This window comes from Cytobacillus sp. FSL K6-0265 (assembly GCF_038003465.1).
Lineage (GTDB): Bacteria > Bacillota > Bacilli > Bacillales > Cytobacillaceae > Cytobacillus > Cytobacillus stercorigallinarum.
Genome location: NZ_JBBOPE010000001.1, coordinates 2,048,323 through 2,062,201 on the forward strand (window position 1 = coordinate 2,048,323; position 13,879 = coordinate 2,062,201).

The 13,879-nt window shown below is 36.0% G+C and carries 15 protein-coding genes and 1 pseudogene; 11 read left to right on the forward strand and 5 right to left on the reverse strand.

Going from position 1 to position 13,879, the window contains the following annotated elements; all coding sequences use genetic code 11:
- Positions 1 to 282: 282 nt before the first annotated feature.
- The 3 genes from MHH73_RS10495 to MHH73_RS10505 are packed head-to-tail and all read left to right on the forward strand — an operon-like array spanning position 283 to position 3,402.
- Positions 283 to 1,194, forward strand: a complete 912-nt coding sequence (locus tag MHH73_RS10495; protein WP_341066636.1) for a DoxX-like family protein — start codon at positions 283 to 285, stop codon at positions 1,192 to 1,194.
- Entirely contained in the window at positions 1,191 to 1,781 is a 591-nt protein-coding gene (locus MHH73_RS10500) for a DUF4166 domain-containing protein (protein ID WP_341066639.1), read from the forward strand. Before MHH73_RS10495 ends, MHH73_RS10500 begins: the two co-directional genes overlap by 4 nt.
- On the forward strand, positions 1,774 to 3,402 hold the full coding sequence (locus MHH73_RS10505; protein WP_341066640.1) for a YndJ family protein: 1,629 nt from the start codon (positions 1,774 to 1,776) through the stop codon (positions 3,400 to 3,402). Before MHH73_RS10500 ends, MHH73_RS10505 begins: the two co-directional genes overlap by 8 nt.
- 135 nt (positions 3,403 to 3,537) lie before the next feature.
- Here MHH73_RS10505 and MHH73_RS10510 read toward each other — a convergent pair whose 3' ends face one another.
- Positions 3,538 to 3,714 (reverse strand): CsbD family protein, encoded by a 177-nt coding sequence (locus MHH73_RS10510; RefSeq protein ID WP_341066643.1) that lies wholly within the window; start codon positions 3,712 to 3,714, stop codon positions 3,538 to 3,540.
- Positions 3,715 to 3,828: 114 nt separating this feature from the next.
- Here MHH73_RS10510 and MHH73_RS10515 point away from each other — a divergent pair, with 114 nt between their 5' ends.
- The 6 genes from MHH73_RS10515 to MHH73_RS10540 all read left to right on the forward strand — a co-directional run bounded on the left by MHH73_RS10515 (position 3,829) and on the right by MHH73_RS10540 (position 8,686).
- Positions 3,829 to 4,401: a M15 family metallopeptidase gene (locus MHH73_RS10515; RefSeq protein ID WP_404826075.1), complete on the forward strand. Its 573-nt coding sequence runs from the start codon at positions 3,829 to 3,831 to the stop codon at positions 4,399 to 4,401.
- A gap of 25 nt (positions 4,402 to 4,426) precedes the next feature.
- On the forward strand, positions 4,427 to 5,221 hold the full coding sequence (locus tag MHH73_RS10520) for a PHP domain-containing protein (RefSeq protein WP_341066644.1): 795 nt from the start codon (positions 4,427 to 4,429) through the stop codon (positions 5,219 to 5,221).
- 20 nt (positions 5,222 to 5,241) lie between these two features.
- On the forward strand, positions 5,242 to 5,538 hold the full coding sequence (locus MHH73_RS10525; RefSeq protein WP_191811851.1) for a TIGR04104 family putative zinc finger protein: 297 nt from the start codon (positions 5,242 to 5,244) through the stop codon (positions 5,536 to 5,538).
- Positions 5,539 to 5,771: 233 nt separating this feature from the next.
- Positions 5,772 to 6,863 (forward strand): non-hydrolyzing UDP-N-acetylglucosamine 2-epimerase, encoded by a 1,092-nt coding sequence (gene wecB, locus MHH73_RS10530; RefSeq protein WP_341066646.1) that lies wholly within the window; start codon positions 5,772 to 5,774, stop codon positions 6,861 to 6,863.
- Positions 6,856 to 7,842, forward strand: a complete 987-nt coding sequence (locus tag MHH73_RS10535; RefSeq protein WP_191811847.1) for a polysaccharide biosynthesis protein — start codon at positions 6,856 to 6,858, stop codon at positions 7,840 to 7,842. Before wecB ends, MHH73_RS10535 begins: the two co-directional genes overlap by 8 nt.
- Before the next feature lies 1 nt (position 7,843).
- Positions 7,844 to 8,686 (forward strand): dTDP-4-dehydrorhamnose reductase family protein, encoded by an 843-nt coding sequence (locus MHH73_RS10540; RefSeq protein ID WP_341066648.1) that lies wholly within the window; start codon positions 7,844 to 7,846, stop codon positions 8,684 to 8,686.
- Between the two features lie 167 nt (positions 8,687 to 8,853).
- Here MHH73_RS10540 and MHH73_RS10545 read toward each other — a convergent pair.
- From MHH73_RS10545 to MHH73_RS10560, 4 genes and pseudogenes are all read right to left on the reverse strand, one after another.
- Positions 8,854 to 9,111, reverse strand: a pseudogene (locus MHH73_RS10545) (glycosyltransferase); the annotation flags it as partial.
- Between the two features lie 211 nt (positions 9,112 to 9,322).
- Positions 9,323 to 10,240 (reverse strand): NAD-dependent epimerase/dehydratase family protein, encoded by a 918-nt coding sequence (locus tag MHH73_RS10550; protein ID WP_341066651.1) that lies wholly within the window; start codon positions 10,238 to 10,240, stop codon positions 9,323 to 9,325.
- A 12-nt stretch (positions 10,241 to 10,252) separates the two neighbouring features.
- Positions 10,253 to 11,443 carry a glycosyltransferase family 4 protein gene (locus MHH73_RS10555; protein WP_341066653.1) on the reverse strand — a complete coding sequence of 397 codons (1,191 nt, stop codon included), beginning with the start codon at positions 11,441 to 11,443 and terminating at the stop codon, positions 10,253 to 10,255.
- A gap of 180 nt (positions 11,444 to 11,623) precedes the next feature.
- Complete coding sequence (locus MHH73_RS10560) at positions 11,624 to 12,064, reverse strand: hypothetical protein (protein ID WP_191811840.1); 441 nt, start codon at positions 12,062 to 12,064, stop codon at positions 11,624 to 11,626.
- 167 nt (positions 12,065 to 12,231) lie between these two features.
- Here MHH73_RS10560 and MHH73_RS10565 point away from each other — a divergent pair, with 167 nt between their 5' ends.
- Together MHH73_RS10565 and MHH73_RS10570 are read left to right on the forward strand one after the other, a co-directional pair.
- On the forward strand, positions 12,232 to 13,149 hold the full coding sequence (locus MHH73_RS10565) for an NAD-dependent epimerase/dehydratase family protein (protein ID WP_341066657.1): 918 nt from the start codon (positions 12,232 to 12,234) through the stop codon (positions 13,147 to 13,149).
- A gap of 2 nt (positions 13,150 to 13,151) precedes the next feature.
- Complete coding sequence (locus tag MHH73_RS10570; RefSeq protein WP_341066660.1) at positions 13,152 to 13,865, forward strand: glycosyltransferase; 714 nt, start codon at positions 13,152 to 13,154, stop codon at positions 13,863 to 13,865.
- Positions 13,866 to 13,879: the final 14 nt, after the last annotated feature.

Here is a 13,879-nt window from a genome sequence, read left to right on the forward strand (position 1 = left end):
TTAAATCCTCCTTTGTTTTATATATAATACATAGTTTTAAATATACAAAAAATATTTGATTAATGTCAATATTATTTGAATATTTTATTTATTTAGATGAATTGAATATTTCTTTTACCGTAGAGTAGAAAGGAGGTCGCAGGAGCATTTCGTCTTTCAATCTAGTAAATGAACGATAAGTACAGGGAAAATGCGGTTCTATGTATTGAGTGATTATTCTCCAACATTTGGTGATTTAACCGTTTATTATCAGTTATAATGGTAAGTAAGGGAGGTGGGGTGATGAAGCCTAAACCGATTTATGTGGAGATTGATATCAATCGTGAGCTAGATGACGTTTGGACATATACACAAGAACCTACTAAGCATGTGGAATGGGATATCAGATTCTCAAGCATTAACTATGAAGAAATACTGGATGATGATGTGCAAACTTTTACATATAAGCGAAATATACCACCATTTTTAGAAATAGTAGGGTGGGGGAAAACAAGAGGGAGCGTAGATAGGGATGGAAAAAAGACTTCATCGCTTCATTTCGGTACAGATTATTCGCTTTCGCCAATAAGGGAAGGTAGAGGATACTGGAAATATGAACCTAAAGGAGAAAAGAAGACATTATTTATTACCCAATATGACTATAATGTCCCATTAGGTAAGTTTGGTATGTTGCTAGATAACTATTTTTTCCGACCTTTATTAGGATGGTCAACGGCCCTTAGTTTCGATGTATTGCGAAGATGGTTAGAAAAAGGTGAAAATCCAGGGGCGCAATATCGCAATTTTATCATTCACTGGATTGTTACGTTTCTATTTGCTTTTATATGGATCTATCACGGTTTGGTTCCTAAATTGATTACGCAACATCCCCTAGAGGTGCAAATGATTACCGATGTAATGCCAGTCTCATATGCGCATGCGAAAACATTGATGGTAATTGCAGGTGTAGGTGAGATTGTCTTTGGCTTGAGTTTTTTATTCATTCAGCGAAAAGGGAAGTTGTTTATAATAGCCCTTTTACTTTTACTTGCTTTAGGTATAGCGGCAATTGTCGGAATTCCATCTTTAATGACTGCCCCCTTTAATCCTTTTACGTTTAACACTAGTTTAATTATACTTGCCCTGATTGGGTGGTTAAGTTCGACTCATCTACCGTCTGCTAAAAATTGTAGGAGAGTGAAAAAGCGCAAATGACTATGTATGAGCAAGTATTAGGTGAACAGTTTGAAAGATTACATAAGAGAATGCAACAAAGATATCGTTTCAATCAGGCAACTTTTATAGGAAAAGGGAAAATGGATATTGTTGAAAACAAATGGTGGCTACGCCCTTTTTTATATTTAGCGACAAAAAGACGCTTAATGTTCCCTGAACATGGTAAAAATATTCCGTTTGAAGTGAAAAATACGTTGAATGTAGAAAAAAATGAAGTGTATTGGGAGCGGAAGTTTTTCATTGGTGGGAAAATGCGTTATTTTGATGCAAACATGAAGTGGAATGAACAGACGAGAGTAGTGGATGATTTTTTAGGTTATCCTTCACCTCTATACTCATCACTTTGTTTTCAAGTACAACCTTGTGGTGGTCTAAAGATTGTGTCGGGTCGGCAAGCGTTACTTATTGGTAAACACGAGTTAGAAATCCCCTCTTTCTTACAAGTAAAAGCTGAGGTGTATGAACAATTCGATGAGAAGATTGACCGGTTTCGAATTAAAGTAAAAGTAAGGAATCGGCTTATAGGTACATTGTTTACATATGAAGGGACTTTTATTGATGAATAGACAGAAAAAAACATTACTTATCCTATACCTCATTTTATTTATTATTACATTTATCGTATCAATCGATAGTGGCTATTTTTTACTTTTGACCGTGGCACAAATGATTTATGTTCCGGCAATGATCTTGCTTATTGTTGAGAAAGGGGATTGGATAGATAGATACGGATGGCTATTCATTACAATGGGTGTCATTTCGGTTTTTATACTAATGGTTTTCACTTCAAGTGAGACCAATTGGATTTTCTCTACAATTTACCTGATTTATACGGTTTTCTTCTGTTTTTATGGGATATGGCGCTTTCTAAACCGGGGGTTCACTCACTTTGAAGAATTTTTGATTGATGTTGGTTTGATTTATTTAGCAATTGGTGGATTATGGACATTTGCTCATTATAATGGAATTGATACTGGTTTTTCCCCTATGATTACTTGGTTAACGAGCATCCATTTTCATTATGCTTCTTTTTTATTACCGGTTTTTGCTGGTTTTTTAGGTCGAGTACTAAAAGGGAAGCGAAGGGGTTTTTACTACTGTAGCACAGCCATCCTTATTGCACCGCTTCTTCTTGCAATCGGCATTGCTGTTTCTTATTGGTTAGAAGTAGTGTCAGTCTTTCTTTATATATATGGAATCTATGGCTTGATTTATTATGCATTAAGCGCACGAATTCATAGATTGTTTTACAAATCCTTGGCTGTCATTTCATTTGCTTCCTTAGGTGTAACCATTTTATTTTCTGTTGCCTATATCATTAGTCGATATGCTGGGAATGAAGGGATGACTATTCCTTTCATGCTTCAATTTCATGGAATAACGAATAGTATCTTTTTTGCTTTATGTGGTTGCTTAGCGTGGTTTTTTATCCGACCACAAAGTCGTTTCGTTAAGCATCATATCCCACTGAGTCATGTGAGAGGTGGCGTGGTGGTTGGTGAAGAAGTGTTAACTAAAGTGAAAGACAGTAGAAAAGTAGATGGACTTGTTGAAGATCTACAAAGTTATTCATCCCATTCGATTCCAAAACCATACCAAGATTTTTATGAACATACGAGCGAGTTTCGCTTGTTTGCAACTGTACAATGGGCTAAATGGTTTAAACCATTTGCTTTCTGTTATTACCAAGTGAGCCGTTTCGTTAAACAAATCCATTTACCCCTGCATAACAATAAAATAGAAATGAACGGTGAGTTGGTATCGGTCTCATCTAAAGTCGATGGGCGAACAAATCCCCGAGCGTGGTTGAGAAAAATTAACAATGACGTTTGCTTTATTGCTTTATATTCAGCACATGAACATTTAGGGAAAAAATATATGAATATAAGTCTTCCCCTTCCTTTCTCTGCTATGACCGGTATTCTTTCACTGAAGATGGATAAAGAGAACTTAGTATTAACTAGTTTTCAAGAAAATGAGCAGTCGCATGAAGGGATATATTTTCAATGGAGAAATCACTTTTTCCGTTTGCCTTTAAATGAAAAATTTACGATGTTTGTTTCAAAAGATGGCAAGTTAATGGCGAATCATCATATGTGGATATTCGGAATCTCTTTTCTATTTATCTCTTATGAGATTGAAAATAGGCAGGAAAAAAATACTAAGAGTAGAACTATATTATCATGATTAAATGATCGGTTGCTAAAGAGGGCCATAAATGGGTGAGATGTCAGCAAAAGGATATCGTATGTTAGATGGGAAGAAATAATAACAGAATGTAGAGAAGGAAAAAGGTGATGAAAGGGATCATCACCTTTTTTCTTACTTCTGCTTGTTAAAAGCTTCCTTCACATCGCCGAACTTTTCTTTAACTGTTCCTTTCACTTGATCCATTTTACCTTCAGATTTTTTTGATGTATGATTTGTGCTATCACCATATTCTTCTTTTATTTTTCCTTTTATTTTATCTTTAAGACCATCCATTTGCTCTTTATTCATTTTATACCACTCCTTTTGAAGTTTGTAACATTTATTCCCTTTATCAAAAAACTGAAACCTTTTTCTTCGATTATTCGTTTATGAAACTGATAAACTATTAAAAGAGACAACTTTGTGTGGAAGGGAAAAGAAAAAGTGAAGATGGTGAAAGTTTTTAGAGCGTTTGTATTTACGCTCATATTTATTATTATTCTATTGTTAATTATCCAATATTTATTCGGTTCATTATTTAAGTATAAAGATGTACCTTTACCAGTTGAGGTTCATCCCGAAGTAAGAGCTAAGACAGAACAGCTAATCACATCATTAGAAGACAAAGGAATCAATATATTGATTACAGATGATTATCGCAGTTTACATGACCAAGATGAGCTGTATGCAAAAGGGCGATCTGAAGAAGGAGAAATTGTCACACATGCCAAAGGTGGAGAATCGTATCATAATTATGGGTTAGCTGTTGATTTTGCCCTAGTCACAAAAGGTGGAGAAGTAGTATGGGATATGACATATGATGGGAATGGAAATGGCCAAGCTGACTGGGATGAAGTAGTAGCAGAAGCGAAAAAGTTAGGATTTGAATGGGGTGGGGATTGGCAGCATTTTAAAGATTACCCGCATTTACAATATGACTTTGGCTTATCGATTAATGAATTACAAAGGGGGAAAAGACCTCCTGAAGAAGAATAAATATCGTTAAGGGGGCTTGAGTGTATTGGATATAGCTGCTGTAACTAAAGAGGAAGGCTTTGACTTGCATTTGCATACGACTGCTTCCGATGGTGAACTAACTCCTCTTGAGTTAATACAATATGCTGTTCAAAAAAGATTAAAGACCATCAGTATTACAGATCACGATACGATTGATGGTGTAGAAGAGGTGTATAGCATCTCCCACAATCTCCCTATTCATCTCATTAGAGGGATTGAGCTATCATCAACATATAAAGATAAAAGAATTGATATATTAGGTTATGGTATTCATCCGACTAATAGTCTTAAAAAGAAACTGGCATTTATTTATGAAAGTCGGTTAGATCGTGCCAACAAGATGTTAAAACTGTTAAACTCTTATGGAGTGCCTATTAGTATGAAAGATATAAGGAAACAAATGGCAGGAGAGCTTATTTGCCGACCCCATATTGCCATGGCTATAGTTGAAAAGGGCTATGCATCGTGTAAGAATGATGCTTTTCGGCGCTACATCGGTGATGATACGCCAACACATATTCCACTCGATACGATGTCTGTGGAAGAGGCGATTGCCACGATTCATGAGGCGGGTGGACATGCTGTGCTAGCTCATCCGCGCCTCATAAAAGATGATCAGTTAGTGTTAGAACTACTGCATTTAGGTCTCGATGGTATCGAAGTTTGGCATCGCAGGCATACAAGTAAGGATGTGAAAAAATACAAAAGAATGGCAAAAAAATATGAGATCCTGCAAACTGGCGGATCAGATTTTCATACATATGCCCACTATTTGGGTGAATTTGGTTTTAAGCGATAAAGGAATAATGGAGGTTTGTTATGCCTATTTGTCAAAATTGTCATCACAAGTGGAGTTGGACGCAAACATTTAAAAGGCTATTTACTATGAGAAGAACATTAAAGTGTATGTACTGCGGGGAAAATCAATATCAAAGTGTAGCTTCAAAAAAAGTAACTTGCTTTCTACCGCTCGTTTCCTCATTTATTATCGCTTTTATTTATCTGTTTAACCCTTCGCAAACCATTGTCTATCTATCCAGTGGCTTCGTATTTATCATTATTTGTCTTCTCATGCCTTTTTTTATCCGTTTCATTAATAATAATGATGTAATGTAATGAACTAATTAAGAACGATAATTTTGCTTGCTATGATGATAGGGTAAATACCATTTCATCATAGCTTTTTTTCATTTCCAGTGGCTTCGTCCCTTAAAAGCGCTCTTTAGGTATATGTTTCAATTTTATCTTTCAAAGACTTGCCTATAGCAAAGTCGAGATACAAGCATAAATTAATATTAGATAGAAAAAAGTGCTATGGTCTAGTAATTGAAAGGAAAGGGAGTGAAGGGATGAAGATCATGACAATTTTGGGGACAAGGCCCGAAATTATTCGCTTAAGTTTAATCATAAAAAAACTCGATCAAATAATTGATGAACATCTTATTGTCCACACCGGTCAAAATTTCACAAATGAATTAAGCGATATCTTTTTTAAAGAACTAGGCTTAAGACAACCTGATTATATATTAGCAACAAAACAACAATCACTTGGGAAACAATTAGCAAAAATGTATAGCGAACTAGAAGGCATATTACAAGATGAGGCACCAGATAAAATTCTCGTATTAGGAGACACTAATAGTGGACTCAGTGCCATTCTAGCTGAGCGCATGGGTATTCCAGTATACCATATGGAGGCGGGGAATCGTTGCTATGATTTAGAAGTGCCTGAAGAGAAAAACCGCCGTGTAATTGATGCGATTTCAACAATTAATCTACCTTATACACCAGGAAGTAAAGAAAACTTATTAAGAGAAGGGGTTGCCCCACAAAGAATCTATACTTCAGGCAATCCGATTAATGAAGTTATCCAACACTATTCAGCACAAATTAATAAAAGTAATATTTTACCCTCACTATCACTACAAAAAGGAAATTATTTGTTACTTACTGCACATAGAGCTGAAAATGTCGACCATCAAGAAAGACTGCTTGAGATATTAAATGGCGTTAATCAAGTAGCTGATCATTTTAATAAACGTGTTATTTGCAGTATTCATCCCCGCACAAAATCCAAAATCGATCACCTTACCGATTTCGTTCTACATCCATTAGTCGAATTCCATCAACCATTTGGTTTTTTTGATTTTGTACAACTTGAGAAAAATGCTTTCTGTGTATTAACGGATAGTGGAACAGTCCAAGAGGAATGCTGTTTATTCTATATTCCAACTGTTACAATCCGCCATACAACAGAAAGACCTGAAACATTAGCCTGTGGAAGCAATATGATTTCTGGTATACATGCAGAAAGAATTCTTTCCTGTGCAAAAATTATGACGAGTCAGCCAACAAACTGGAAATTACCTGAAGGCTACGAAGCAAATGATGTTTCAGATAAAGTAATCAAACTACTATTAGGGGGACTGACAGTTGTTTAAAGATAAAATCATCTTAGTAACCGGCGGAACAGGGTCTTGGGGCTATGAACTCGTCGAGCAATTACTATCCTATCAACCGAAAGAGATAAGAATACTTTCTAGAAATGAGTCTAATCAATTTTCAATGAAGGAAGCATTCGATCATCATCCTTCATTGCATTTTTTAATTGGAGATATAAAAGAAAAGGAAGCAATGATTGAAGCAACTCAAGGCGTACATTATGTTTTCCATCTTGCAGCACTTAAGCATGTTCCTGTATGTGAAGACCAACCGATTGAAGCTTTAAAATCAAATGTGATTGGAACGCAAAATGTCATAGATGCAGCAGTTATTAATAAAGTAGAAAGAGTTGTATATATATCCACAGATAAAGCTTCTAATCCGTCGAACTTTTACGGTTTATCTAAGGCGATGGGGGAGAAATTGATTATCCATGCCAATACATTAAACTCGGAAACAAAGTTTGTTTGTATAAGAGGTGGAAACGTACTCGGTACAAATGGAAGTGTCATCCATGTGTTTAAGAGACAAATACAAGAAAAAGGTAAAGTAGGCATTACCGACCCTCGTATGACAAGATTCTTCTTAACAGTAGAGGAAGCGATAAAATTGGTCTTTAAAGCAACCTTTGAAAGTATTGGTGGCGAAACATTTGTAATGAAAATGCCTGCATGCAAAATTACTGACCTAGCTGACTTATTAATTGAAGCATCAGGAAAAACGAATATCGGAACAGAAATCCTTGGAGTTAGACCAGGAGAAAAAATCCATGAACTCTTACTATCTGATTATGAAAGTACAATGACCGTCACATATGATGATGAATACTATGTTATCCTACCCTCTATTCATATCGATGGTTTGAGGGCTTATTATAAAGATTATCAACCGATTAATCTAGAAGAATATAATTCTGGTCAATCGTTAATGGATAAAGAGGAGCTGAGGAAGATGTTGAAGAAGGGCGGGTTTATTTAAAATGAAATTATTAATTTTGGGAGGGAAGGGCATGGCAGGTCACATGCTTGCCTCCTATTTTCATGCTTATTCAACGTTTGACGTCTATATAACTTCAAGAGAACATTCAGAAAATGATCATCAACTATATTTAGATGTGACCCGTACAACTGATGTAGAAGCGGTTATTGATAAGGTACAACCAGATATCGTTATTAATTGTGTTGGTATCTTAAACGAGCATGCAAGTGCTAATACAAAACTTGCCTTTCAAGTTAATAGTCTGCTGCCACAATCGTTGGCAAGTATTATGGAAAAAAGGGGAGGCCGTCTCATCCATATTAGTACGGACTGTGTGTTTTTAGGCGATAAGGGAGGTTATTCTGAAGAAGACATAACAGATGGCACATCTATTTATGCGCAATCGAAGCAATTAGGTGAAGTATCTTCCCCCCCTCATTTAACTGTAAGGACATCAATTATAGGTCCTGAGTTAAAGAAAGATGGCATTGGCTTATTCTTATGGTTTATGAATCAAACAGGTACCATAAAGGGTTTTAGTAATGTGTATTGGAATGGCGTAACGACTTTAGAATTAGCGAAAGCGATTCATCAGATGATTAAGGAGGATATACAAGGACTGTATCATCTTGGTATGCCTCAAGCCGTTTCTAAATATGAGCTCTTGTCTTTAATAAAAGAAGTATTTCACAAAGAAGATGTATCGATTATCCCTGATGATGAAGTAAAGTTGGATCGAACAGTGCAAACGGTAAGGAAAGATTTCTCCTATCGATTTCCAACATATAAAGAAATGCTCAGTGAGCTTAAAATAGAGATGAAAAGAATGAAAGAAAGAGCATAGTCGTGATTACTCATACAGAAAAAAACGAACAATTCCATTTAATCGATAGAATTTGTTCGTTTTTTATGTTTAGCGTCTCCTTTTTTAAAACGTCTCCGCTTATTCGCATTCAGATGGCATGGATAAGAAATTTAGCGAATCAAACCGGATTACTTGTTTACTAAAATTCAATTATTCATGCTGTTTTTTCTTATCGTCTGATGATAGAAGGGGGAGACTTGTTTAATTGTGTTTGTTAACGACCAGTAACTAGGAGCGAACGCAAATGCGCTCATACCCATACTTTTTCTGATCTTATCTTCACGTAGTAAGAAAGAAATTTGTTGAGCTAGTTTCTTTGAGTCTCCGCTCGGTATAAGAAAACCTGTTACACCATCTTCAATCATTTCTGGTTTACCTCCTACATCACGAGCGATAATAGCTAATCCTGATAATTGATAAAGGCTGGTTTTCTGAGAGGGTGATAAATAAACACATAGTGAAGAACAGTTAGTTAATGACTCTCGATGTGAATGTTATTACATAAGATACGCTTCATCCATTAGCTACCTATGTTTGTGTAACTCGCCTTACGGATTCATATCATTCTACACTCCTCCTAGGCATCATCTTCATAAAAAAGCTCCTTACATGAAGTTAGCTTTTGTTTTTCATAAATTGATAGGTTTGTAGTAATCCATTATCGATAGCATGTTGTGATACCCAATTGAGTTTCTGTTTGATTTTTTCCGGGGAGAGGCAGCTATCTTTTATATCTCCTTGGCGACCGGTAACATATTGTTTTTTGATCGGTTTGTTATGAATATGAGAGAGTTTTTCAATGATTTGATTAACTGAAGTCTTTAAACCTGTGCTCACATGAAAGGTATCATTTGTGACTTGTTTACTAGCAGAAACATTTGCAAGAACGATATCGTCGACAAATATAAAGTCTCGTGTTTGTTCGCCATTACCGTGTATATTAAGTGTTTCCCCTGCTAAAATCTTTTCCAGGAAAACAGCAATAACACCACCTTCTCCTTTTGGTGTTTGTCTAGGACCATACACATTGCCATAGCGTAAAATCGTATAGGGTAATTGATATAAATGGTGGTAAAGGCGGATATAATTTTCTGCTGCATATTTTGACATACCGTAATAGGAGATTGGTTGAGTGGTATCTGTTTCATGAATAATATCTTCTGATGATTCTCCATAAACAGCTGAGGTAGATGAAAATATAAATTGCTTGACTTTTGCTTGAACACTAGCTTCTAGAAGATTGATTGTACCAACGATATTAATATCTGCATCTACAGTTGGATATTTGATGGATTTTGTTACATCTGCTTGAGCAGCAAGGTGAAAAACAAGATCAGGTTTTATTGTAGAAAAGTGCTGCTTTATTGTCTCGCTTCTAATATCACAATCAAGAACGATTGACTCAGGGTGGAGATTTTTTTGTGTGCTAGATGAGAAGTTATCAATCACATATACTTTTGCTCTTTCTTTTATAAAGTAGTCCACTAGATGTGAGCCAATAAATCCTGCTCCTCCGCTAATAACAATATTCATGATTGTTCCTCCCTAAGTTTGCTTTGTCTTCAAGGCTTTTTGGTAAACAGCAATAACACTATCAATGGCTGGAGTTAAACGCCAGTAATCATGGGCGAAATGTTTGGCACGCATACCGAGATTATTCAAGAATGCTGGCTCTTTTAAGAGATAAGCAATCGTTTCATAAAGTGGGTAGGCGTTTTTTGGAGGCACTAGCATGCCAGTCATTCCATGTTGAATCATCTCGGGGACACCCCCAACTTGACTTGCGATGACGGCTTTCCCGGAAATTTGTGCTTCAATAACAGATAAAGGTTGGTTCTCAATTAACGTTGGTAAAATAAGCATATCTGACTGTTGCAGTAAGGCAGGGACATCATCTCGTTGCCCTAGAAAGACTATCTCTTTCTCTAGTCGTGCTTGTTTAACAAGTTTTTTCAAATCGTTTTCTTCAGGACCGCTCCCTACAAGCCAGCATACCCAATCACGCCTTGTTTCCTTAAGCATTGCAAGTGCTTCAATAAGAAACCTAACCCCCTTGAACGGCGTGAATCTACCTGTGAAAATGATCACTTTTTTATTGCGTGGCTTTTTCATATTGGTTGTTTCCTTAGCGCTAGCGGTAAATGCATCGATATCATAGCCGTAGTGTAAAATGTTTAATTGCTGTTCAGATACATCGAATTGGGATATCAGTTTTTCATACATCCATCGGTTTGCAACAATGGTGCAGTCGCTAGCTTCAGCTCCTTGTTTTTCGAGTTGACAGAAATATTCAACCCCTTCTATGGAGCGATTTTCAATTTGACCATTATAATGGGCATCAATAATTTCTTGAGCTACACATCCATGCATTGTTGTAACCGTTGCAGTTTGAGGGTATTTTAATCGATTGACCGCTATGGAAGAGAAAATATCTTGGGCATGTATAACATGATATTCGCTAAGGTCAATTTGTTTGAAACAATTTATATATATGTCTAATAAGGAAGAATAAGAGCCAATAATTGGATCCTTACTCTCAGCCATAGGTGGTGGTCCAGTAGGCGTAGGAATAAAAATATTACGATTAATCACCGCAAGCGCTTTATGATCTTGAGTAAAGCCAATGATATCAACTGTATGACCAAGTCGTTCATATCTATTCTTTAGTTGGTTCATATATTTCCATACGCCACCAACGTGCGGAATTTGCCAAAAGGTTGCAAAAAGAATCTTCATATATTCCTCTCCTTTGTGATTGTCCACATTATATGTATATGCGGTCCGCTATTATCTGTTATAGACGGGTATACCTGCTAAAACCTTATACAATATGAAAATAGAAAGCTGTGTTCAAATTAAAGTGCGAACAATATATGTTTAAAACATATATTGTCCGTGGTTTGCTTTATTCACAAATTAGTCAGAATATGCTGCTGCATAGAATGTTTCTGGGCCTGTTCGAGTTGGAAATAATACGACCCCGCCTGCTACATTGATTGTTGCGCGATAAATTGGAAAAGTCGTTTGTGCAATCGGGTTGTAATCGGCACCATTGAAGGATAATACAGTAGTTGAAGCTAATCCAAGGCCTGCAACTGCTAATGTTTGTGTCGCTGAATAAATAAGAGATGGCGTTCCATTTACAACGCGATAAACGTTTACGACAATCGGTGTTAACACTGTAGCTAAGGAAGTGAATGCAGCGCTGATAGAAAATGTTACACGAGGATTAGTCCCTGCACCAGCTAAATTCAAGCCTAATGTACCAAATAATGTTGGTGTAGCTGTCACAGGAATACTAATTTGACCATTTGCTGTTGAGTTTTGTGAGCTTTGTGAATCTAAAAATGTTCCCATTATATTCACCTCCTTTGCTTGTCAGTTAGTAATACATTATGTGCATGGCGTACGAGGTGCTTGGACAAGTTTTACCATTTTTTTAAAAGAATTGAGCCCAAACAAATAGACAAACTCTTCATATGCTATTTAGTAAGTTGTTCGAAATGGAGAGTGAGAGGGGCAATATGGGTAAAGGGAAAACGATCCTTATTACTGGTGCTGGTGGGTTTACGGGTCGGCATGCATGTGATTTCTTTCATAATCAAGGTTATCAAGTATATGCATTAATGAGGAAAAAGCCAAACTTATCATTACCATATAAGGTGATCATTTGTGATTTATTATCACTTGAACAAATTGAAGAAGCAGTAAATGTCAGTAAGCCTGATTATATTTTGCATTTAGCTGGGAGGTGTAATGTTTCTGATTCATGGGAACATCCAGTTGATGTATTGAGTGTTAATACAATCGCAACAGTCAAATTAATAGACGAAGCTAGAAAGTATGTGGCACACTGTCGCATCCTTATACCAGGTTCAGCATTAGAATTTGAACCGAATCAATTAGACACGCTAAAAAATCCTTATAGTCTTAGTAAAACCATACAAGTAATCCTGGCAAAGTCATGGATTCAGCTCTTTGAAAGCCAAGTCATCTTAGCCAAACCAACAAACTTAATTGGTCCAGGGAATTCGACGGGTATTTGTGCCATTTTAGGTCAACGAATTGCAGAATTAGAAGCAAAGCATTCCTATGATAAAAAAGAATCTATAGAAATTGCTGTCAATGCCAAGAGAGATTTTCTCGATGTAAGAGATGCAATAAAAGCGTACGAATTGTTGTTAAGAAAAGGAAAAGTAGGGGAAGTGTACGAGATTTGTTCAGAAACATCTTATACACTTCTTGAAGTGATGGCTATTTACAAATCTCTTACGAATGAACATATTCATATAGAAGAAGTGGAAGAGTTACGACCATCTTATGTCGCATCAATGAGTGCACAAAGCTTAAGAGATTTAGGTTGGGTGAGGAGCTATTCTTTAACACAATCATTAAATGATGTGTTAACTCACTTTAGGAATAAGATAAAGAAGGACGTGTAAATATGAAGCCACTAGTTTCGGTCGTTATTCCTTTTTATAATTGCCAATATGTCGATCAAGCAATTGAAAGCGTATTACAGCAAACTTATAAAAATATTGAATTAATTGTTGTCGATGATGGTTCAACTGAATACGTACACTTAGTGCAATCTTATAAAAATAAACTAACCTATATTTACCAAAGAAATAAAGGAACAGCTGCTGCGTTGAATACGGGAATTAAAGCTGCTAAAGGGAAATATATTGCCTGGTTAAGTGCCGATGATTTATTTGTACATGAAAAGATTGAAAAACAAGTAGATTTTATGGAAAATCGTCAACTGAGTATGAGTTTTACAAACTATGATATTATCAATGAAAATAATGAAGTGGTGAATAAAAACTTAACGATTAATTTTCTATCTACCAGTCATATTTATGAAACCTTTTTATACTATAACCCTGTGAATGGATGTACAGTCATGATAAAAAAAGATGTATTTAATGAATTGGGCTATTTCAATGCTCGATATAAATTCACTCAAGACTATGATATGTGGTTAAGGGTGGTTCTTGCCGAAACGTCAATAGCATTTATAAATGAAAGTCTGACAAAATATCGCGCCCATAGCAATTCAACATCAGCTAAAAATCAGCCGGCAATGAAAATGGAAATACGTAAACTCGAAGCGATTTATCGGAGAAAATTAAGGCAACTTTTAAAAAAGTGGAAATGAAAAGATACTAGTTT